The sequence below is a fragment of the Brucella ciceri genome (genome assembly GCF_041930145.1).
GTDB classification, from domain to species: domain Bacteria; phylum Pseudomonadota; class Alphaproteobacteria; order Rhizobiales; family Rhizobiaceae; genus Brucella; species Brucella intermedia.
On record NZ_JBHEEV010000019.1, the window covers coordinates 1 to 21,930 of the forward strand.

The following is a 21,930-nucleotide window of genomic DNA, read 5'->3' on the forward strand; positions in this document are numbered from 1 at the left end:
CGCTGCTTCTTCATTCGTCCGTCCTTTATTGGGCCGGAATCTAATCCATTCTGGAGGAAATTCTCAGTGGCAGGTCAGTGCGACACAGGCCGCAGATATTCCTGACGCGGTCTGTGATGCAGGATGTGCGCATTTTGCCAGGCCAGACGGACCATTAACCGCAATCATGACCTGGAGCGGCAAGTCTCAGTCCGGGAATGACGCGCGCGTCCCGCGCCGTGCGATCCCGTGATCTCGACTCGTACCTGTTGGCAACTTCGCGATACGTTGAGGATTCTGGCAACAACTAGACTACATTCGGCCGCTCAAGGCGGGCGCGCGCTCATGCTTACAAGAAGCGAGATCATCAAGAGACAGATTGCTCTACCCCACCGGTCAGGAAAGGTTGGATAGAGCTGAGGGGAATTCCTGATTGCTTGCTCGCTTGTGAGGGCGATACCGGTTTAACTATCCTGGCAAATTGCTAGTTGATTGAGTCCAGATAGCTTGCCCAGCTTGATGCCCAATGCTGGCGTTTTTCGGGGGAAGCGGACCTGACATTACAGGTTTTCATATCGCTCTCAGGTACGTCCTGCAGCGTGGCTTTGCATTCCCACAGATTGTCCTTTTCAGGCGTGAAAGGCGAAACAAAGCTGACGATCCTGTTGTCCTTTATGCCAATTAAAATGTCGAACCCGGTTTCTGCAGACAGCGCCCATGAGCAGATCTGTTCAAAATCGAGCCGGTTGTCGCTCGGCAATGCACAGGCCGTACCTGCTTCGGATGCAATCTTCCGGATGAAAGATTTTCCACCCGGCGTTGTTATATCAAGATCGGCCTCGGACAACTGGCTGATTTCCTTTACGGCCATATCCTCGCCCGCAGATGTTTCGGCCATCGCCACACCCGTTGCCGTGACGCAAGACACCATTGTTATCACACGCAGAATAGGGAATACGTTTGCAAGCATTGATTTCACCTGTCTATCAGCGGTTTATTTAAAGAAGATGTATGATCAAGTTTAGGTCTCCATGTTCTGGAGACGGGGATTAATCAGCAGCTTGGAACGCGTGTCTGTCCATCAAGCCTGAAGCGACCGTCCTCTGCACGATGGTAGATTTCCTGAAACGTCTCCGTGCCGCTCTTATAGGAAACGGTGAGGCTCCGGCCTTTCTCAGCGGCAGTAATGGCACCGTTGATCTGTGCCGAATTGTCGTCGCTGCTCGCATTGGAATATTCGATTGGAATCCTGGCGAGCTCAACAGGCCCCGAATCCGTAAGCTCAGTCAGAATGGCGTAATAGCAAAAGAGCCCTTGTCCACCACCGCCACCTTCTGTGTAGAGAACCGGAGCATCACTGATATCCGATGACCATCCCCATCGTTCTGCCGGATTCCCGACAGACCCAACGGCTCCAACGTTCAACCACTCCCCACGAAGTGTGAACGGATATCTGGGTTCTCCGGCTTCGTGATCAAGATAATGCACCGCGTTCATCCCGGAACAGGCGGCTCCTGTACATTCATTTGCACCGGTGCTTACAAGGGCGGTTCTCGTGTCGGAGAGCGGGATGAATGCAAGAGGTACGAAATGAAAATTGTCGTCTCCAATTTTGCGTACCGCCTCATTCTGGCTTGCTTGTGGAAATGCAACTTCAAACGCAGCGGGTGTGCCAGCCGGTACCGTGTCACGATCAACATCGGTCATTTCTATCAAAGGCTTTTCTGATGAGACCGCAGGCAATGTCGTTAGCATGGTCATCATGCAACCAAGGATAAGACTGGAACGTTTCATATGAGTATTAACTCCTAAATAATACCATTTACAGTGTTCACTTGACAGCATACCTCAATCCCTTTCTATGGCCGTCCCAGAAAGCGGCTGACCTGTATGCTGGATGTAAATCAGTTCCTCCCGACAAATGATTCATGCTTCGATCAGTAATTCCCAATATTTAACTGGATGGGTCTGTAACCTAGTTTGCGAACGGATTTGACTTGCGATCCCATTCGAGCGGATTTCTGGCGGCAGGTTGTCCTGGAGGTGTGGCTCCCGCGGGGGGCTGACCGTCATCTTCCTTTGGTTTGAATCGCGGGGAAAAATGGGGCACGGTCAAGCGCGCCCATGAACGGCTGATTTTCGATGACTCGTCCTGACAGCGCGCAGCCCTCTCTTTTGGCAGCATACCGTTTTCCACGATTGCACGGTTATTCTCTGGATCTCGCCCATAAACGATGCAGAGCAGATTGTAATAACGTTGCGCATCGAGGGAATGTTCATCAGCAAATGACCGAACATCCGGCGTATTTGCCAGCTGGCTGTTGATCTTGAACCAGACCGACGCCAGCTGAAGGACACGCGCGATGTCATTTCTGGATTCACGGGTATCAACACCCATAAGCAGAAGGACAGCGGCCAATTGGTCAACGGAATCCTCCTCTCGCCCTACAGCGGGAATATCCAGCAGGTCTATCAAGGCATGGCCGGATTCGTGCAGGAGAATAAAACGAAGGTTGTTCTTGACGAATTCCACGGTCAAGCTGTCAGGATCAGAAGCATCCTTCGACAAGGCCTGTCCCATCTTCAGGAGATCGTCAATCATCTCATAACATAGGAAAATGGCGCTGTTCTGCGGATCGTAAAACGCGTTTATCGTATCGCACTGGCGCGTGACATAATGCAGTTGCCGCGGAGTCACAAAAAGCCCGTCCAGCGCATTGATCTCCGGAATATTGAGGAAAAGATGTGTATCGCTCGCCCATTTGTAAGCGTAATCGAGTCTGGCATCCTGCGGCGGGAAATAATGGTAGACGAAACGCAGCCCTTTTCCGTCCGTGGTGACCAAGGAGCCATCCGTGGGTGGAGGAAGGGCATCTTCACGCTGTTCAGTAAGCCCAGTTGAAGTGGATTGTGAAGCAGTCCGAGACGGTTGCGTATCGGCCGATGCCGTAGACTGGTCTGTCGTGCTTTGTCGCTGTGGCGCAGTCGCCGGTGCATCGGCACCCGCAGCATTCGCAAGACGGATCAATGTGGGGTAGCTTGGATCCCCATCCGATGTGTTCTCCCCAAACGGGTGGAAGCTGTTCGAAATCAATACCGAGATATTGTCGATCAGCTTGCTGTTTTCATCTTCGTTCCAGCTGAGATCATACCCGCGAACTTCATCGCCGCTCGCTTCGAAGCGTGTGTAGAATTTGCGGTTCTGGCTAGCCCCGGAAACAATAAACCAGTTGGGACGCTTGACTTTATACGTAATCGCATTGCCATCTTCATTGACAAATCTGGCGTAAAGAAGCTCGAAGTCGCTCGAGCTGCTATTGGCAAAGCGCGCAGTTTTCAACACAATCGAACCGTCACCGGACTGTAATGTCTCCCCCCCGATCTGATTTTCATCACGCTTTGTCAAAACTGCGCCAGGATAAGACAGCGTCATCCTGGAAAGCGAGTTATCCAGATACCCCCATCCCAGTTGTTTGCGAAGGTTCAAGGCAACATCGCTCAATTCGAGCGCATCTTGGCCGGAAATCCTTCCGGAGGCCGGCCTGTTGCGATCCTTCTGGTAGTTTGCAATGGCATTGCGACTGATTGGACCAAATTCGCCATCCGCAAAACCATTGTAATATCCGGTAAGGACAAGGCCCTCCTGAACGAGACGACGTTCCCAGACGTTCAGGCTTTCTTCTATCGATGCGGGGTCAGCTGAGCCATTTTCAACGAGAGTTTGTCCCTGGACCGATACGGTCGCGTTGGGCATTGCCAAGGCAAGGGGCAAACCCAGTGCAAGAAGCAGTCGACCCGATCTGAAGCGAAAAGCGAAGTTCATGAATGCCCCTGATTTAAGTAATCTCAGCAAGATTGCTCGAAGTTCCAGCTATTGTTGGGCGGTACCGTGCTCTTTGCGAATCCTGGAGCACGCATTGCAGACATACAACTGATCGCAATCAAGACGGGCTTGCGCCGACGTGAAAATAAGTCCCTGCCGCAGAGCCGAAACCACCTGATGTCGAGCCGTCACAAAAGGGCGTTGGAATCTTCAAGGTAGCTCCATCAAGACGCAGCACGAGGGGGCCACCAGCGCTTTGCAGCTTGGCTTCATCCGTGTACCCCTGCTCAAGGTCGCCCTCGAAACTACAAACCCAACTTCCGTTAGCTTGATCTGCGACATCAATTTGCACTGCCAGACCACCAGATGCTTTCCTCTTCAAGACGACAGAGCCCTGAGCATTGCTCCAGGTGCCTTCAAGAGATAACTGGTCGGTCACAGCGATCCAGTTAAGGAATTCTGCCCGCATATCGGTGTAATCAAGCAGCTTCTGCATCCTCATATCGCGATTGGCTAAACTACTTTCAAAAGCCTCTGTCCGAATTTTGAGAAAGGCTGCCTGATCTGCACGAAGCGCTTCCCTTAACTTCGTTCCTGTCCTGTCAAGAAGCGATTTATATGAAACCGTCATTCCCCGGTCGGATTCAGCAATCTCCGGGTCAGAACAAATCGCCTTTTCTGTCTCCGTCGATGCTTTTTTACAATCGAAACCGGCCTGAGCATTGGCCGGGCTGCAACAAAATGCGAATGCCGCTAATAATACAATGAAACTGAAGCAATGATTGACAGGATTCATATTCTACACTCGATGATGACCATTGTTTCTTTAGCGTCGCTTGTCGAGAGTTTGCAATGATTTCTTTTCAAAAAATCAACACGTCACATGTTTATCAACATTTCATCTGAATTCACCAATTACTGCTATTTGCGGGCGCATCCAAATTAAAAACGTTCAGGTTAAACAACCGGATATTCGAGACGACTTGCCGACACTCTGGAAGCGTCTCGAAAGGTTCGCCTATCTTTTTGAGGTTTCTTACCTTGTTCGTTTTCACTTGCGCTGATCTACCGACTTCATATCACAGGTCGTGAACTGATTTTTGCAGATTCCGCGGAACCATGCCGCCCCTGTTTTCCGGTCACCGATCGTGCTTTGTTGCGAAGCTTCCGAAGCATCGTCGACACTGCGAAGGCGATATTCAATCAGCAGCCATTCAGCCGAGCAGCCCCTGATCGCGGTAATCTCTGCGACGTCGGTAAGCCAGTCATCTCCAAAATCAACCAGGAGAGCACTGCCAGCGTCTGGGCGCTCATAACCCAAGGCAGATTGTATACCCACCTGGACGAACTCCCCAGATACCCAGCCAATACCCTGATAGAGCACCTGGGATGGCAAAGTTCGCCCATCCTCGTCGGGCTCCACAGGGTCCGAAGCATTTTCTATCTTGAGCCAACCAGACTGCGCCTCAACGACATTGAACTCAGTACTAGCCGTGTCGGCGTCATCGTTTGTCCGCGATACAGGCAAATGTCCAACTACTTCTGCGGTCATGCTGGGTTCTGCACGCACTTTGATTGGTGCGTTTGCACGGAACGACGTCCATGCACTGAAAGCGCATTGCATACGCTCTGCAGGAATTTTCACAGTGGAAGACGTCGCTTCAGGCGCAGCATACACTGGCTTCGCAAACACCGTCAGGAGAGCTGTCGCGCCCAACACCCAGTTGGTTGAATTTTTCAAAGAACTCTCCTGATAGCAAACCTCATGGTAATTCTTCAACAGATTCGCACGACACTTGAAATCAGAAAAGCTAGACTGCGCAAGAGACTTTCTTAAAAAGCTTATCCAGTATGGCAAACGAAGAGTTTGTCGAGCGGCCAACTGTCCGCCCGATCGACGCACGTTGAGTTTCCGAGCTATTTCAGCAGTCTTCTCCGGCATGTTGAACAAGACAAGAACCTTGCCAGATCCAAAGCTCACGGAACTAACGATCACCTATCGGACGTTTCCATTGTGATCGGGAGAATAGAGCTCGCTGGTGGACATAGCCAGGCAGAATATGCAGTCATGATCTGGGGGCGTTACGGTGCCATTGTCCGGGGTAGCAGGAACATGGAAATCAGTCCCGATTTTGAACCTCATCTACAGATATGCCGCAAACACCACGTGGACGACGATAAAGAGCGGACATACGTCCAATACCATTGAAAAAATGCTCACAGCTTAACCAATTGAGCGTATAGAGCCCCAATGATCGGGAGAAAACTCCAACTGAATTATCGAGTGTAAAGATATATTCGTTGTCCCGTGAAATACGGTTGATCTTCATCACGAAATAGTGTGGATTTGCTCGGAAAATGATCGTTGAATTGTGGATTAATTCGTAAACTTCGGAGCTCGCAAATTGTTTTCTGGGAACCGCTTAAGCGCCATTTCCTGCGGATTAATCTCGGCAATATTTTTATTTTCCCATTCTATAGCTGGGGCGAGTGAAACAGGTGATTTGTCCAGCCGTGACAGGGCAGATTTACTGCGATATGCTGGCATAGATTGCGGTGCGAACGGAAACGGCGATTGCGTTGCTGGCAATACTGAGCGCGGTGACTATTACAATGTGCGTGTTTATGGCGATTGTGCAAAGGCAGCCTATTTTGGCAGAACCAACGACAAATCCACGCCCCTGAGAAAAGATGTTGCCACCACTGGCACCAAGGGCAAGACTGAAGGAGCATTGGCACCAAATCAACTGGTCTGTATCAGAGCCGCCGCACAGGTAGGTATGCACGATACGGAATACTATTCATGGCACTGCCGATGGACTACGGTCCAGAATGCAAAGGTGGAGAGCGATGCAAAAAGCCTGCGCCACTGCCAACCAGATACCAGACGATTATGGCCAAGTGCCGCCCGGACAGTATCAAAGGCTACCTTGATTGCCCGCAGGGATGGGTTTTCGCAGTAGATATGGAAGCTTATTCAAATGGGCTGCCTGGTGCACAGTAGATATCGTCCTATCGTTCACGACAGGGACGACGAGATGAAAAAGCAGCTTACAAATAGTGGCGCGGACGAATTGGTCGATGTATTGAACGAAGCTCGGCCCAAGACGGCTTTTTGAAGTTGGTATGAGCTGAGCCAATTGCAGTATCTCAGTTTGTGTGTTGGGCAGATGGAATGTTGCAGATGGAGGGTGATGAATCATTGCTGGAAATCCTCCGGCAGCAGGGGCATCCGTGTTCGGGTCATCGAAAAGTTCGATTCCTACAGGTCGATCGAAGCGAAACATTGGAAGTCCGCCCGCCACCGTGACCCAACTGACTGCCATTGGAATTTCAGCCGAAGCCGCACCTCATAAGGGCGAATTTTTCTTGATCGACGCCAGCTTATTGGGCAACGGCAGGGTTTCCGGCATAGAAATCGCCAACGAAGAGAAGCTGATCCATGCGGGGATGAATGTCGTCTCGCCTCCTAACGGAATGCAAGATCAGTATTTGGAGCGTCCCCACCTGGTTCATGTACCGGAGAAGGGCGTAATGCCACGCGATCTGGAAGAATTCGCTGGCTTATGGGTTGTGTCGGAACCTTTGAAGAGACTGTTTGAGCAGATGGACGCCGAGGCGTTTGCATTTGTGGCATGCAACTTCAGCCTTGCTGACGGGAGTCCCGGCCCTCAGTACTACCTAGGCAATGTACTGCGCAGACTCGATGCCCTGGATGAAGCCTCCTCTCGCGTCAGGATCAAGCTCGACCACAATTATCAGACCGGCGAGGACGAGAAACTTTATAGCCTCGTTGGCGGAGCCAGCTTGGTGTTCAAGCAGGATGTTGTGGGTGATGCCCGTATTTTCCGACAGGATCACATGGGGGCACCTCCCATCTGCAGCCGCGCGATGTTTGATGCGTTGAGTGCGGCCAACTTCTCCGGCGTGCGGCTGCGCGACGTAGCCGACATCTAAGAAGAGTCCCTTCGAACGGAGTCCTGGATTGGGAGTCGGAACAAGAGCAGTGCAAAACCGTACGGGGTCCTTATCAACGAAAGACAGCAAATTTCTTGTAATATAGGGACTTGCATGCGATTCTTCGGTAAGTCCTGCTGGAGATAAGTATGTCTGAAATGATGCTGGCAACACTTTCCAATATTCGGACTGTTGATGACATGGTCACCGCGTTTCGGGACGAGGAGCATTGCCGTCGTTTGCTGGAAAGTATGGTATGGTCGAATGGCAGGATCTGTCCCGCCTGTGGTTACAAGCGCTCGATCGCGATAGCTGGCCGCGACGTCGGCAAGTGCCGCGCGAGACCGGGTCTGTATCAATGCTGCAGCGGCGGCTGCCGTTTCCAGTTTACGGCGACAACACATACGCCCCTGCACGCCACGAAACTTCCCTTGAGTACCTGGCTGGGCGATATGGCTATTGCTGCAGTCGGACAAAGGCTTGTCCTCCGTTCGTCTCGCCGAAACACTCGGGGTGAGCCAGTCTGCAGCTTGGCGGATCGGCCATGCTCTGCGTCTTATGGTGGCGCCCGAAAACATGCTGGACGGCACGGTAGAGATTGACCATTTCTATCTTGGTGGCAGGCCACGCAGACATCCTGATGTTCCATCGCCTGAAAGATGCCGCAGGCAAAAACGCAGAAGACACCAGTCGTGGCTATTGTTCAGCGACCAGCAGACGGTACTCCCGGCTCCATCGCTGGCGACGCGCGCGCCGCTCTTGTTACCGGGCTTTCATTGCGAGCTGCCGTAGGTGCGATTGCGCCACAAGTCGAGCTTCAGGCACATTTGATGAGTGACGAGGCAAAGGCATTCATGGCCATTGGCGAAAGCTTCGCAGCGCACGAGACCGTCAATCACTCCAGCCGTGAATATGTCCGAGATACCGCCCACGTTAATTCAGTTGAGGGGTTTAACGCTCGGGTCCGCCGAACCATCGCAGGTGTTTTTCATCATATCAGCCCGGAACTTGCCGCTCTATATTTCCATGAGATCGGCTTCCGTTGGTCCCAGCGCATTGTCGTTGGCCAAGCTGTGCGGAAAAGCCGAAATGGTGAGGAAAGCATGAAAACCCTCTGGTCGCGAGTGCTGCCGGCACTGCAATTGCTGCAAGTATTCCGCGCTGCCACCGGTCGGCAAATGCGACGAAGCCTGGATGGCCGCGGCATCATCAAGTCATCCGTAGCTGTCTTTGGTTGATAAGGGCCACATACGATTCTGCACAATTCTTGTTCCGCCCCCAATCAGGAAACGAAGAAGAACTTGTTAGCGACAATCTACCTGATAACGTCAGCGTGACAGCGACATAAGAATCTCATCCAGCTTGTCGCTCGCGTCTCATCCTGAACGTAGCGCTATAGCTGGCCAGTTGACGTCGAACGAACCAGCTCTTGCGTTGCCGGATAATGTCATTCATAGCTGATGCAACCCACTATCTCCTGCGCAGCCAAACGGTGGTCGTCTATAACAGACGGTCGGCTGGTTAATAAAAGAGGCACAATAATATGAAACGATCTTACCTTGGATTTATTGCGGCAGTTGCCGCTGGATTGTGGTCCCTGTTTCCAGTTGAGGCACAGGAGATGCGCTGGCAATATCGCGAAGGTGAAAGCAGGTTCTTGTATCTCTCTTACGAGATACCCGAGACCGGAATGCAAAGCCTGATCCTCACTTGCGACATACAAGATCGTCAGTTTTCTGTGAACTATGTAGATGACCGGGACCGGGTGCGCGATGGCATGCGTGCTGAAGTCGAATTTGCATCGGAGAAAGGTCAGATATCGCTGTCCATGCTAGCTGAGCAACAGGAGCTCGACAACCAGGTCATGCTTGGCGCTGAGACATCCCTGAAAGGAGACCTGCTGAAGGTTCTCAACGGAAAGACACTTAGGGTCACGCTCTCTGAGGATACGGAGAACATTCCGCTGGCTGGCGCAAAGAAAGGACTCTCGTTGCTGGCAGAAGCTTGTTCGTAGTGACAACACGTCGAAAAGTGCGCGAGTTGATCAGCCTGCAGCGGATTAGGCCGGAGCAATCTGTTCCGGCAGACACGCTAAGGTCGAACGCAATATGAACATGGACTTACTTCAATTCGTATTTGGCTTCGATCTTATGAGTCGGTCACCTAGCACTACTTTGGCAGATTGATTATTTAGCGCTTCCCTCCGCGGAGTTTCGGTGATTCATAAGGGACCAGCTTTTGAAGGGAGCTGGTGATGAATGCTGATTGGATGGACGACCCCGAGCACTGGCTTCAGCCATTTTTGGCGGGTCTTCGCATTAAACTTCGAGGCCACAGGACTTCTCGGAGGTGACTTTCTCCGGCATCATGCTATGTTTGTCAATTTTGACGGAAAGCGGACGTTCGTGCGGTCAGCTCAGAGACAGCAAGACTAGACGCTTTGTCGCAAATGTTTCAGCTGGTTAGAAGCAGCCTGATCTCTGGGGTTTCGTTGCAAGAATTCCTTTAGCATGAACTGCCGTGGTGGCGTCGCCGTAACCGATAGATTTTGATCTGCATGGTTGCTCCACTAGAGAAACAGGAGAACGAAATTATGGGGGTTCAGAGTATCGTAGCCGTGACCTTCGCGGTACCGGTTCTGTACCATCCCGCGAGCAAAGATCGGGAGTTTCCTATTGTCCTGTCACTACTTGGAATCCGCGCTAACGGTTACGACCTTATTCGAAGCTTCGATCTTCCTCTTGTCTCGCGCCCATATGATCTGGCCGACTGGTCGCGCGAGATCACTGAGGCCGAATATCTCGATCTTGTCGGTCCGCCGGATATTGAGGCCCTACGCGCCAAGCATTCCGGTTTGCGATGGATGATGGAATGGCGGAGGGAGCCTGGACACGAGACAGACTACGGCCAGATTGAGAGGATTTTCCTTCTTGTTTCGGAACTCAAACGGGGCAATCGTCCCCTGCGCTACGAGCTCACAGTTTCAGACATGGGGCGATCGTCGGGTGCGCGGCCCGACGACAATCCGTTTAAGAACCAGTCATGATCGAAGATACTCCTCAGCGATGGAACAATGCCAAAATTCGAATTCCAAATGAGAACGATGATTTTCTGCTTGGCGCTGTGCTCGTCAACGCTGGTCCATGCCAGCGGCCAGCTGCCACTGCCACCGGTCGACGAGGAATACGGGTCCCACAGTGCGTGTGTTGTTGCTCTCGACGCCTTTCACTCGGAAAATCAGGCACAGATCAGGTCGAAGAGCATCGCGCCTAACGGTGAGGTGTCGGAGGTACGCCTGATCACCGACGGAATTCGCCACACCGCCCGTAATAGTGCGACTTACGACGCCACGGTCTGGTATCACCACGGTCGCCGTCGTGACGATCTCCAGGAAATGGAATACAACAACAGCTATGTGCACCGGTTGCGCATCTGTGAGGGCAAAATCATGCGGACGACGGGCGAGGATGGCTATACGCAGAGCACGTTCGGGCCGCTACCCGTCGCAGCCAACAATGCCTCGCAACGGCTCGATTGTCGGGTGCGCTATGAAGATTGCAGCCGCGAACTCGCCATTGTGGAAGCGACAATTGCGAGTGACCCTGAGCTTGCAGCTCTGCGGCGGTCAATTGACACCCGCATTGGCGACTTGAAAAGCCAGAAAGGGGTCGACGCCGCCGCTTCAGCGGCGCTGGACGAGGATGAGGCGAGATATCGCCGGAGTCTCCGGCGCGACCTTTATATTCTGGCGGATAGCGCGACCCTGACAGAGGAGGATCGTTCGGATCTTCGGGGTCGCCTGTCCTGGCGTTTGGCGGTGCTTGAGCGTATGTCGCTCGCATCCGATCGGTTGACCGGGCTCTGGAGTAATGCTTCCGGCGAGCTGGAGATAAAGCACCTTGCGGACGGTAGATACTCCGTGTCCGCCAATCCGGTTGATATCGACTTTCTCAAATGGACCTGCGAGCTCTCCGGCGAGGGCCGCCTTGTGAGTGGCGTTCTGACTATCGATCTTGGAGCGGGCGAACAGCTCGAGCTGAACCTACGGGACGGGATTCTCCATTCCTCACACAGGTTGCGCGCGACAGGTTCCAGCGAATTCTGCGGTGCCAACGGCCATGGCAATGGGGTTTGGTTCAGTACGCGCCCTCAGGATACAACAGAAAGCAGGAATAATTAATAATGCCACTAGCTTCTGGCAAGCTATGGTGACCTGAAAATGAGTGATCTGCATCCAGTAAAGTTAGATTGGCTTTTCCGGGACGTGCAGGGCAGAAAGATATTTTCGCGATAACGAAAGACGTGTTAATCGAGGTAAAGCGCTGTCGAATTCTTACGAAGGAAAGATCGAAATTGAATCGGGCCGTTCACTCACTTTTTGTTTCCAGACTATCCGGATTGTCTCTGGCGCTAATCCTTCTCGCCACCGGCTTTGGTTATCCAGGTTATGCCGCAGAGCAGACAACTCCTGTTACGAAAGTCAGCGGTTCCAAGCCACCTTTGCGCAAACTTAATCCCAGCCCGAAACGGGCTTATGAAATCCGCATGAAACTCGAAAATGTTTCCGATATCGCGCCTGCGGATCGAGGTGGCGCGCTGTTTGCGTCGGTAGAGGGTACTATGCAGTTCGATGTCCGCAATGCGGGCAAATGTGGCAAGACCCGCTGGCTTGCCGGCAACGTACCCGTTATCTCGAGCCATGAACCATTCCGTCTTTCGCCTGTTTCGGCGACCGAATACGTTGGTACGGTGTATGCCGATATGATTCTGGATGAGGATTACTATGGGCGCGGCGTGTGTCACTGGCAAATGACCGAGGCTCGCGTCGCTCTCACAGCACGCGATCGCGAAGAGGACACCCGCTTTGTTGCTGGCTTGTCTGCACAAAAGATGAGCGCCGGTGATACGCAGCAGCGCTATTTCTGGAAAGGGTATTATCCGCACTTCGAGCAGGGGAAATTCGCTGATTACGGTATAGCCCAGCTGTCGACCGTAGAGAAAAGCAACCGCGATCAGTACTTCACGATCACGTTGTCGGCCAAGGCGATCGGCCAGTAACTGGATCTTCTGTAAGAGGAGGGTCAAGACGAAAAATGGCGACTGTCCACGCGACAGCCGCCATTTTTCTTGAACCTCTAAAGCTCTGGTAGATGGCCGATTTGCAGGCCCTGGTTAAATTCCGCTCGCTTCATGCACGACGGTGCCATTAAAATCGCAGCTGGCGCCATGGTAGTAAGAGCAACCGGAAACTTCTTCCAGCTTCAACGTGTATTGATCGGTGAACTTAAAGTTCACCTTGCAAAAACGACTGTTCTGCAAGGACTCTTTTTTGCTTTCAATGAACCCTTCGTTTGGGATCGACATGGTTGCGCTGGCACCGGTAATGGTGACATCGCCTTTCAGGCTTCCACCGCAACCGGGCAATTTATCGGTCATTTCAACCGTCGTCGAAATAGCGGCAGAATAATCATTGCCCGACTTATGCGTCAGGTCCACCGTGAGAGACGCTCCGCCTTCGCTTTCGTAACGACCTGCGCGATTGTTTTCGTCACCCTGCGCCAAGGCTGGTACAGCAAGGACCGCAAGCGATACAGCCAATATCGATGTTCTGATCATGTAATCTCCAAAACCAATTAAATTCAAGGCAGATGCGGTATTTATCCGATTTGTCCGCCTACCAGATTATGCTGCGTCACCAAACCTTCAAGTCTGAACTTCGTTGTTTACAGCCCCGCGCACTTTGGTTCACGGATATCCAGCCGTTCCACAACGTTGCCATTGCTCGCAGGCACAAGAAGCACCTGGCTGATACAACTGGCCATTACCCGGTAAGAGCGTTGACGGCTGCATAGCGTCGCGTTCGGATCATCAATGGCAAGCTCACTTTTCCCGCACCGATATCCAGCTTTTTTCAAATTGGTCACGGCTTCAGCGACAGGCATTCCCGGTAAGGCCAACTTCCCGATTTCCTTGACGATATCGGCACTGTCGCGATTTTCAGCCAAAGCGCGCGGTATATCGAGAAACGACACACAGGATAACAAAACAATCAGAGGCAATCGGTTAAGCATCGAGCGACACCAGAAAATAGAATTTATGCTCTTATTCCATGTCGAGGCGATTTTGTCACGCGCGAATTGATCATGCCAGAACCAGTTTTATGCACCTTTTTCGTCCTTCAGAATCAGTCACTTGTCGGAGGCTTTTCCGAATGAACGCAGCCCATAATTGCAGGCTCGCGATCATTATGGAAAAGCCAGCCATCGAACAGTGCAGATGGTTGGCAACGGGCTGAGAGTGTGGTTTTTTTTGCGACAAACACATGGAGGTGGCGAATGCGCGCTTTTGGATTGATAGTTTTGCTGGGATGTGTGGTCTGTGCCTGGCCGAGCGTCGGACAAGAGAGCAACGCGACACGGAGAACCTCGGCTGAAGGTGCAAGCGAGCATTCAGCTCCGTCGGGCGCGGTTGGTGGCTCCTTTGCGGGCGCCTGGGCGTCCTGCGATAGCAAAGATTCGCCTGATGAGTGCAGCCGCTACCTTCTTATTCAAACTGGCGACCGTATCTGCGGGACATGGTCTTATTTCGCCTCCGGGCAAGGGTTTGAAGGCAGGGTAGTAGCGCACGCCAGTTCTGAGACCAAAGCGCGGCGCACGCTAGTTTGCGGTCGACCGGGCTCGGAGACCGACACCGAATGCGCGGAAGGTTGGCAACAAATTGATAAGCCCCTGGAACTTTGCGACGGCAAGCTCAGCGACATGGCGAGGGCAAACGGAGACTGTTTTGCAGACTATGAAGCTGTTCCCGCCTCACAGACCGAGCTTGCAGAGCTGGAAGTGCAGCCCTGGTTGAAGTCCTGTCTCGCAACACGCCCCTGACGGTAACGGGGCCGATTGGCCCGAAGCTATGAAAATGGTCAACCCAGAGAACAAAGATCGAATCTATCGCTCTCGATAGCAGGGGTCGCGGAAATCTGAAACCTGCGCCACGTCCGCAGCGGATCCGGCATCCGGGCCGCGACGTGTCGCAAAAGTCAGTCGCACAAGTTTGACTTTCGCACCAGATTTTTGCGACCGGTTGTCCCTGCATAATTGTAGCCCTTGTATGACCAGAAAAACACAACAACCCCGAACCAAACTAGCGCTACCCGGATGCATTGGGCTGAGAAACTCAGGAACGGGAATGAGTTCATAGGCTCTTCTCCCCGTAGCAATGGCCAGCCCTCAGCCTGCCAGAACGACAGATATGCGTTTATGCCCAGAAGCAGCGGAGCGATCCAGCCGGCGGATAGCAGCGCAACTATAGCGGCAAAGACTGTATGTCTTGTCATAGCGGCCTAACAATAATTCGGCCCCATCTGCGGGGCGTTGTGCGGTATATGTGTGGCTCCGCGGGTATTATTGCAGAAATGCATGCGGAGCCCCAACATGACAGATTATGCGAAAAAATCACGCTTTGTTTGAACGCTTATGAAGCGCCCGAGCGACATAAAGACCGCCGACCAGAGCAACGATAACACTCATGGTCATGTTGCGGGTTGAATCGTCTTTCACAATCGGACGGACCATTACTGATCCATCTTGGGATTCGGCATATTGTGGACATCGCAGGACGAAAAAGCCTTGCGCTGCTGCGAAAAAAGCTATGCCCGCAATGACGCCCATCACAATGGCGCGTTTATTGGCGAATATGCTGCTATTCATAATATTTTGTTGCCCGGAGGTTGGTGGTGCGCTGTCCCTGCGAGCTGAGGGACAAGAGCTTTCTGAATGAAAATCGTAGCCGGTTCAATTGGGACAGTCAAAATGGTCTTGCAGTTTCATTTCGCCCCAGCCGGAACCGGCCCCTAGTTCGGCGGCGCGGGAAGGCGGATGGGTCATGACTGCGCTCCTCGCAAAAAGGGTGAAGCGTTATCGGAACTCGGGATAGTCGCGCTGAAGTTGGGCCTCGACCTGTAGCGTCAACGGATTCGGCTCGGCGTCGGGCAAGTCCTTGATCACCGCCCAGGGGCCGTCGACCAACAGGTGCCCAGCCTCGAAGGCAGGCAGGCCATCGCGCTGGCGCAGGGCCTGCACGGCCAGCAGTTCAGCCGGGAACAGGCGATCAAATGCAGTGTCGAACTCGTAGAACTTACTACCGGTGCTGCTCTTGGAGCGAGTGATGTGAAATTCGGACGCGGCCTGCATAGCTGTCTGGAACACAGACTCGTCGTTTGTGCGCCAGGCATCCAGCAGCTGCTGGTAGGGCTCGATTAGCGGCTTGCGGGGCTGGAAGCTCGTGGGGATATCGAAGGCCTGCGAAAACAGGCCGACCAGGAACACGTCGTTGGTGTTGTGGTTGATCATCCGCGTCGCCGGTGGGCGGTTCACCCGCTCGTCTTTTTCCGCCATCTCGATGAAACGCTCGGCACAGATATGCCCCAGCTCCCACTCGAACAACATCAGAGGGCCGGCCGCATTCATGCTGTCCCAGAACTCCCAGGGCCAGTTGCCGAGGTCGGGGCGGCGCTCACTGAACATTCCATTCATGCGCAGGTCGAGAGCACGCAGGGCCACAGCCCAGTGCATGAGCCGGGCCAGATCCCCGAGGTCCTGCCGTCCATAGGCCGCACAGGTGGCCATGCCGTAGTAGTGCCCCAGATCGGCAACAGGATTGCCTGGCATCTTGGCCGGCCGCTCCGGCGCATCCAGCCATCCCTGCAGGTCAGCCGAATATTCCGCCGGCCTTTCTGGATTGCCCGGGTAGGTCAGCCACTCTTGACATGCCTTGAGAGTTTTCTTCAGTGAGCGGTGATAGGCAAAATCCATTTCCGGGTCGTGCTCCAAGCCAAGTCCTGATGCCGACTGTGGCATCGTTGGAAAAGTATGCCAGATTCGATGTCAACGCGAAATCTAGGGGCCGTTTTCACAGCACGGTCAATTTGAAGCTTTTTTCATAGGGGGCGAATGGTCGAAGACAAGGTCATGACGCATCGCTACTATGAACGCGGACGGGGACGAAGGCTTCAGCTGGCACGATTTCGCCAGGAAAGACGGGGAGACCGTTTTTTTAATTGCGAGGGGGAGAGGGCAGCGCTCTTTCTCCCTCACTGGCGGAACCAAAGTCGACCGCTTTAGCGGTCGTCATTTACTATCTGATTGTCAAAGAGGGGAGCCGTACCTGTTTTAAGCGAGACGGCTCCCAGGTGCTTGACGCCAAGGGCTGGCAAGACGTCAGCACCTATTCCGGTTTTCCCGGATTGACGCACTATGCTGAAGCCGTTGGGCTGTGCCGCTCCGATACCTGCCGCGATTTCGAACTTTATCCAGCATTTGCATACCAAGCCAGACAACATTGAAGTTGACAGTCAGGAGGCGGCGGGAGCCGCATCCTAAGAAAATCCGCACCGATCGGGTTAAGTATGATCGACGGGTTTTTTATTGAAAACTGTGGAACATTGCAGAGCAGTCTCGAAAAAGCGGTCTTGCAACTGGATTTTTTGTAGTTCGGTTTTACCTTTGTTCTGAAGGCGTGTGCTGCGTGCGCCAGGGATACAGCCCTGATACGGAGAAAGCTTACAACCTTTCACAGGGACGCAGATTAATGACTGAAAATGAACGCTCTCAAGGGCGTATCAATTCTACACTCCGCCAGTTTCTCGACAATGAAGCTTCCGGAGGAATAGTACTTATGGGGGTAGCCGTCCTGGCGCTGATTGTCGCAAACTCCCCTTTTGCAGAACGGTATTTTTCAGGCCTGCATACTTATCTAGGACCCTTGAGCATTCAGCACTGGATCAACGACGCACTGATGGCAGTTTTCTTTCTGCTCGTTGGTCTGGAAATCAAAAGGGAGATGCTCGACGGACAGTTATCGTCCTGGAACCGCAGGATACTGCCCGGAGCTGCGGCAGCAGGCGGCATGATTGTACCAGCCTTGATCTATGTTATTTTTAACCGGGATAATCCGGAGGCGTTGCGAGGCTGGGCTATTCCATCAGCCACCGATATTGCCTTTGCTCTTGGCGTGTTCTCATTGCTCGGGTCGCGCGTTCCATCGTCGTTGAAAATATTCCTTGCTGCACTGGCTATTATTGATGATCTGGGCGCTGTCATTATAATCGCAGTTTTCTATACCGCCGATATCAATCTCTATGCATTGGCCGGAGCCGCCGCAGTTGTTGCTCTTTTGGTCGGGCTGAACCGACGCGGTACATTAACGCTTGTGCCTTTTCTGGTCTCAGGCGTGGTGCTATGGGTTTTGGTGTTTATGTCCGGCGTTCACGCGACTTTGGCCGGGGTTGTTCTCGCGTTGACAATTCCGATCAAAGTGACGCCTGGCGTGCCCGAGGCCGGCCATGATGTTTCTCCGCTTCATCGTCTTGAGCATTTGTTGCACAAGCCGGTTGCGTTTTTCGTAATACCGGTTTTCGGTTTCGCTAACGCTGGCGTTTCATTCAACGGTGTAAGTCTGGACACGCTCGCGCAACCAATCACGCTCGGTGTCGGCCTGGGACTGCTTCTTGGAAAGCTTGTCGGTATATTCGGTACCGTGTTTTTGCTGGTGAAAGCCAGACTGGCAGATCTGCCGGCAATGGCGAGTTGGACGCAGACATTGGGTACCTCCCTTTTATGCGGTATCGGTTTCACGATGAGCCTATTTATCGGACTGCTGGCATTTGATGATCCAGCACTTCAGGACGAAGTGAAGTTTGGAATACTGGGCGGTTCGGTTTTGGCCGGTCTGTCAGGCTATCTGGTCCTGCGGTTCAGTAAACGACGCAAAGCGGTCAGTTGAGGGAAATGGCAGTGACGGCTAACCAGAAACCCGATCCGGCCGGCCATCTCAACGCAACAAATGATGCAGCGAAAACTGATCGCCGTAAGCTCAGTCCCTCAATGACAGGCATAGGTAAACTGCTGCAAGAACAGCTCGCAGTTGACGAGCAAACAAACGGTGAGCACTTCGCTGAACTGCTGGCTCGTTTGGCGGTAACGGCTTCGGCACCATGAAGTATACTGGACATTTCGCCCGATGTTCAGGGTCGACAAAAAGTTCTGAAAGAGCGTTGCCATGGACTTGACTGAAATAATTGGCCCGCAGGACATAATGACCAATCTGGCTCCGTCTTCCAGAGATGACCTCTTGCGTGATCTGGCTATTTTCGTTGCACGGGGAACAGGGACAACTCCGGAAGCTATACTGGAATTGTTGCTCGAGCGGGAAGAGCTCGGCTCTACCGGTATTGGAGCAGGCATTGCCGTGCCACACGCTATTATAGATGGTCTGGTTAGACCGAGAGCGACGCTGGCGGTTCTGAACTATCCTGTCAATTATGATGCCTCGGACGATCTGCCTGTCGATCTGATTTTTCTCCTTCTGACTCCGAAACAGAATATGGCGGAACATCTGCGCATTCTTCAATCTTTTTGCAGATTGACGAAACGGGAAAGTTTTCTTTCATCGCTGAGGCAGCAAAAATCAGCTGAAGAGGTATATGGACTTCTGAAGCGTAGCCCCGACAATGTGTACTAACGCTGCTATACCTACGACTTCGAGATGGTCACGTGGGATGAGCTTGCCTCAGGAGAGCCGTAGATTGCGTGCATGAACATCGATAAAGCGGGCTGCGGCCTCAACTCCGCCCTCGCGATGGATTTTTTTCGCCAGATCACCGACTCTCTTTTGCATGTTTTGATCGTCAAGTTCGCGGAATATCCGGGCCAGATGGTCTGATGTCACTGCCTTCCGGTCTATAGGAGGAGGGCCGACGCCGAGTTCCTTAACACGACGGGCCCAAAATGGTTGGTCGCCAAAGAACGGCATGATGGCGGTCGGCAAGCCAGCCCGGAGTGATGCACCTGTCGTGCCGGCACCACCGTGATGCAGAGCGGCAGCAACTTGCTGGAACAGCGCGTCATGTGGCGCGGAGGGGAGGCAGATGACATGATCTGCGGCTGCGTTTGGATCGAGAGCACCGTTGCCAGTCAATAATATACCTCGTTTGCCTGCCAGCCTGAGGCCTTCTGTTATCATTGCTGTCAATCTGTCCGGTTCAAATGGCGGCATACTTCCGAATCCGACATACACCGGCTTCTCACCAGCACGCAGGAAGGCTGCAAGCGGGGCGGGCATTTGCCATTGTGCACCTTCATCAAGAAACCAGAAACCTGATACAAAAGTGGATCCATTCCAATCCTCTGGTATCGGCACGACGTGTCGACTGTAGCCGTAAACCGTCGCGTCTGGCTTGAGCTTGATGCGCGCGCTACCAAGTCCTAGCGATTTGGCTCGCCATTTTCTTAAAGGCCGCGCAAATAAAATGTCGGCACCCTTTATCGCCAATTGATGGCTCAGCTTGTTCAGAGGACCGAGTGACCGGAAGGGCAGCAAAGGGCTTGGAAATGCGGCTGTGGGTGTAAATCCGGGAATGGGCGATGCCAAGATCGCCGGTATTCCGAGAGTCTCAGCCATATGGAGCGAAGCCAGAGACTTCGGATGGTAAACAATCAGGTCAGGCCTGAAATCGCGTGTAATGCTCCATTCTGCTTCGAGCAGGCGTTCCATTATGGGCTTTACGTGCTTCAGTAGCGTGAAGCCGGCACTAAATCCTCGGCCTTTGGCAACCGCATTTTGCCCTTCGGGAGAGTTGAGGAGAGCCAGAAAATCTCCGGGCAATGGTGCGAGTTCAACTCCATAAAGAGCTGCTAATTCCGAAAACTGTTCCGGTGCTGCCAACTGAACCTTGTGCCCCAGGTTTGTAAGGGCGCGCGCTAACGCCAGATAAGGCTGGACATCACCTCTGGTACCCAGCGTTCCAATCGCAATTCGCAATCCGACCTCCCGGATATTTCACAATTACGCCGCTAACCAACAACAATCAGGTCCACTCAAACTGTCGACGGAACAATCCTGTAGTTTATGGCTGGCTGTCTGACGTCAAATCCAAGCCAACGGCTCAGAGGCTTTGTTGCCACAGGATGTCTATCGCTGCCAGAACCAAGGCTGCAGAACTATGAAGAATGTCACCAGTTCAAGTCGGCCCATTATCATGGACATTGCAATTAGCCATTTTGCCAGATCCGGAATTGATGCAAAATTAGTTGCAGGCCCAACTACCGGCCCAAGTCCTGGCCCGGCATTCGCCATTGCCTGTGCGACGGAAGATATAGATGAAAGATAATCAAGACCGGTTACAGAAACCAGAAGCGACATGACCAGTAGGGTCATCAGGTAAAGGAAAAAGAAGTTTCTAACATTGCTTATTGCGATGTCGCTAACAGGCTTCCGGTTAAGGCGAACAGATGCAGCAACGTTTGGGTAAAGCACCAGCTTGAGTGAGCGGTTTGCACTGCCGAAAAGTACTTGCCAACGGAAGATTTTTATTGCTCCTGCCGTCGAACCGGCGCATCCGCCAATGAGAAACAGCATGAAAAACAAACCGACAGCAAAGCTTCCCCAGGCGGAAAAATCGTCTGTGGCAAAACCGGTATCGGTCAGGATCGAAGTGACATTAAAGGCAGATTTTCTAAGCGCCTCGCCCGCTTCCATTCCTTGCGAAATATTCCACAACATGCAGGCAAAGATTGCTGAAGCAAGAATTGCCATGAAAGGCACCACTTGGCCTTCCACAGTTCGGCGTTGGCCTCGACTCATCAAAACCACTGCATAGAAGGCCAGCGGCAAGGCTCCAGCTATCATGAACACTATGGTTACAAGTTCTATGGGTAAAGAGTTATAGAAGCCAATCGAGGCATCCTTTGTTGAAAGACCCCCGGTCGCGATTGTCGTCATGGCATGATTGAGTGCGTCGAAGGTTGACATGCCTGCCACTCCAAGAGCGACGGCACAAGCGAGCGTCAGTGTGAGATAGACGAGGAGGATGTTACGTGCGAGCTGCCGGACCTTTGGAAAGGGCTTCTCGGAAACGTCAGAGGATTCAGAGCGAAACAGCTGCATTCCGCCGACGCCCAGGGCAGGCAGAACGCTAAGCGCCATGACAATAATACCGATGCCGCCGATCCATTGCAGGATTGAACGCCATAACAATATCCCTTTGGGCATATCATCAAGCCCGGTCAGGATGGTTGAACCTGTCGTCGTGAGTGCAGACGTTGAACTGCCCCCACTTTCGACCGGACACTCAGCATAAGCAGGAAGGCTCAAGCACAGGCTTGAGGATAGGCTTATGT

20 protein-coding genes and 1 pseudogene are annotated in these 21,930 nt (G+C 52.8%); 10 read left to right on the forward strand and 11 right to left on the reverse strand.

Annotated elements, in window-relative coordinates; translation table 11 throughout:
• Positions 1-463 precede the first annotated feature (463 nt).
• The 5 genes from JNC63_RS21205 to JNC63_RS21225 form a co-directional block, all read right to left on the reverse strand.
• Positions 464-949 carry a hypothetical protein gene (locus JNC63_RS21205; protein ID WP_247644423.1) on the reverse strand — a complete coding sequence of 162 codons (486 nt, stop codon included), beginning with the start codon at positions 947-949 and terminating at the stop codon, positions 464-466.
• Positions 950-1,032: 83 nt separating this feature from the next.
• Positions 1,033-1,773: a hypothetical protein gene (locus JNC63_RS21210; RefSeq protein ID WP_247644422.1), complete on the reverse strand. Its 741-nt coding sequence runs from the start codon at positions 1,771-1,773 to the stop codon at positions 1,033-1,035.
• Between the two features lie 181 nt (positions 1,774-1,954).
• A complete protein-coding gene (locus JNC63_RS21215; protein ID WP_075041728.1) occupies positions 1,955-3,802 on the reverse strand; it encodes a DUF4344 domain-containing metallopeptidase in 1,848 nt (615 codons plus the stop codon).
• Positions 3,803-3,920: 118 nt separating this feature from the next.
• The gene (locus JNC63_RS21220) at positions 3,921-4,598 is read right to left on the reverse strand and encodes a lysozyme inhibitor LprI family protein (RefSeq protein ID WP_374846756.1); all 678 of its coding nucleotides are present in this window, start codon (positions 4,596-4,598) and stop codon (positions 3,921-3,923) included.
• 255 nt (positions 4,599-4,853) lie between these two features.
• Positions 4,854-5,783 carry an SH3 domain-containing protein gene (locus JNC63_RS21225; RefSeq protein WP_247644421.1) on the reverse strand — a complete coding sequence of 310 codons (930 nt, stop codon included), beginning with the start codon at positions 5,781-5,783 and terminating at the stop codon, positions 4,854-4,856.
• 424 nt (positions 5,784-6,207) lie between these two features.
• Between JNC63_RS21225 and JNC63_RS21230 the strand changes: the two genes are divergently transcribed.
• The 7 genes and pseudogenes from JNC63_RS21230 (at position 6,208) to JNC63_RS21260 (ending at position 12,817) form a co-directional block, all read left to right on the forward strand.
• Positions 6,208-6,765, forward strand: a complete 558-nt coding sequence (locus JNC63_RS21230; RefSeq protein ID WP_374846757.1) for a hypothetical protein — start codon at positions 6,208-6,210, stop codon at positions 6,763-6,765.
• A gap of 343 nt (positions 6,766-7,108) precedes the next feature.
• The gene (locus JNC63_RS21235; RefSeq protein ID WP_170873249.1) at positions 7,109-7,759 is read left to right on the forward strand and encodes an imm11 family protein; all 651 of its coding nucleotides are present in this window, start codon (positions 7,109-7,111) and stop codon (positions 7,757-7,759) included.
• A gap of 149 nt (positions 7,760-7,908) precedes the next feature.
• Positions 7,909-8,997, forward strand: a pseudogene (locus tag JNC63_RS21240) (IS1595 family transposase).
• 305 nt (positions 8,998-9,302) lie between these two features.
• A complete protein-coding gene (locus tag JNC63_RS21245; protein ID WP_075041726.1) occupies positions 9,303-9,773 on the forward strand; it encodes a hypothetical protein in 471 nt (156 codons plus the stop codon).
• Between the two features lie 579 nt (positions 9,774-10,352).
• Positions 10,353-10,805, forward strand: coding sequence for a hypothetical protein (locus tag JNC63_RS21250; protein WP_075041725.1), 453 nt, complete (start codon positions 10,353-10,355; stop codon positions 10,803-10,805).
• A gap of 27 nt (positions 10,806-10,832) precedes the next feature.
• Positions 10,833-11,939: a hypothetical protein gene (locus tag JNC63_RS21255; protein ID WP_075041724.1), complete on the forward strand. Its 1,107-nt coding sequence runs from the start codon at positions 10,833-10,835 to the stop codon at positions 11,937-11,939.
• Between the two features lie 173 nt (positions 11,940-12,112).
• Positions 12,113-12,817, forward strand: a complete 705-nt coding sequence (locus JNC63_RS21260) for a hypothetical protein (protein ID WP_139309259.1) — start codon at positions 12,113-12,115, stop codon at positions 12,815-12,817.
• A 114-nt stretch (positions 12,818-12,931) separates the two neighbouring features.
• On the opposite strand, the gene JNC63_RS21265 is transcribed toward JNC63_RS21260, so the two are convergent.
• From JNC63_RS21265 to JNC63_RS21280, 4 genes are all read right to left on the reverse strand, one after another.
• Positions 12,932-13,375: a hypothetical protein gene (locus JNC63_RS21265; RefSeq protein ID WP_075041722.1), complete on the reverse strand. Its 444-nt coding sequence runs from the start codon at positions 13,373-13,375 to the stop codon at positions 12,932-12,934.
• A 107-nt stretch (positions 13,376-13,482) separates the two neighbouring features.
• Complete coding sequence (locus JNC63_RS21270; RefSeq protein ID WP_075041721.1) at positions 13,483-13,830, reverse strand: hypothetical protein; 348 nt, start codon at positions 13,828-13,830, stop codon at positions 13,483-13,485.
• A gap of 1,377 nt (positions 13,831-15,207) precedes the next feature.
• Positions 15,208-15,462, reverse strand: coding sequence for a hypothetical protein (locus JNC63_RS21275; RefSeq protein ID WP_075041719.1), 255 nt, complete (start codon positions 15,460-15,462; stop codon positions 15,208-15,210).
• Positions 15,463-15,669: 207 nt separating this feature from the next.
• Positions 15,670-16,584 (reverse strand): hypothetical protein, encoded by a 915-nt coding sequence (locus tag JNC63_RS21280; protein ID WP_374846759.1) that lies wholly within the window; start codon positions 16,582-16,584, stop codon positions 15,670-15,672.
• A gap of 757 nt (positions 16,585-17,341) precedes the next feature.
• Here JNC63_RS21280 and nhaA point away from each other — a divergent pair.
• From nhaA to JNC63_RS21295, 3 genes are all read left to right on the forward strand, one after another.
• A complete protein-coding gene (gene nhaA, locus JNC63_RS21285) occupies positions 17,342-18,535 on the forward strand; it encodes a Na+/H+ antiporter NhaA (protein ID WP_075041716.1) in 1,194 nt (397 codons plus the stop codon).
• Between the two features lie 11 nt (positions 18,536-18,546).
• Positions 18,547-18,750, forward strand: a complete 204-nt coding sequence (locus tag JNC63_RS21290) for a hypothetical protein (protein WP_075041715.1) — start codon at positions 18,547-18,549, stop codon at positions 18,748-18,750.
• Positions 18,751-18,811: 61 nt separating this feature from the next.
• A complete protein-coding gene (locus tag JNC63_RS21295; protein WP_075041714.1) occupies positions 18,812-19,273 on the forward strand; it encodes a PTS sugar transporter subunit IIA in 462 nt (153 codons plus the stop codon).
• A 48-nt stretch (positions 19,274-19,321) separates the two neighbouring features.
• Here JNC63_RS21295 and JNC63_RS21300 read toward each other — a convergent pair whose 3' ends face one another.
• Both JNC63_RS21300 and JNC63_RS21305 read right to left on the reverse strand, forming a co-directional pair.
• The gene (locus JNC63_RS21300) at positions 19,322-20,572 is read right to left on the reverse strand and encodes a glycosyltransferase (RefSeq protein WP_075041713.1); all 1,251 of its coding nucleotides are present in this window, start codon (positions 20,570-20,572) and stop codon (positions 19,322-19,324) included.
• Positions 20,573-20,722: 150 nt separating this feature from the next.
• A partial coding sequence (locus JNC63_RS21305; protein WP_374846760.1) for a TrkH family potassium uptake protein occupies positions 20,723-21,930 on the reverse strand: 1,208 nt, incomplete at its 5' end.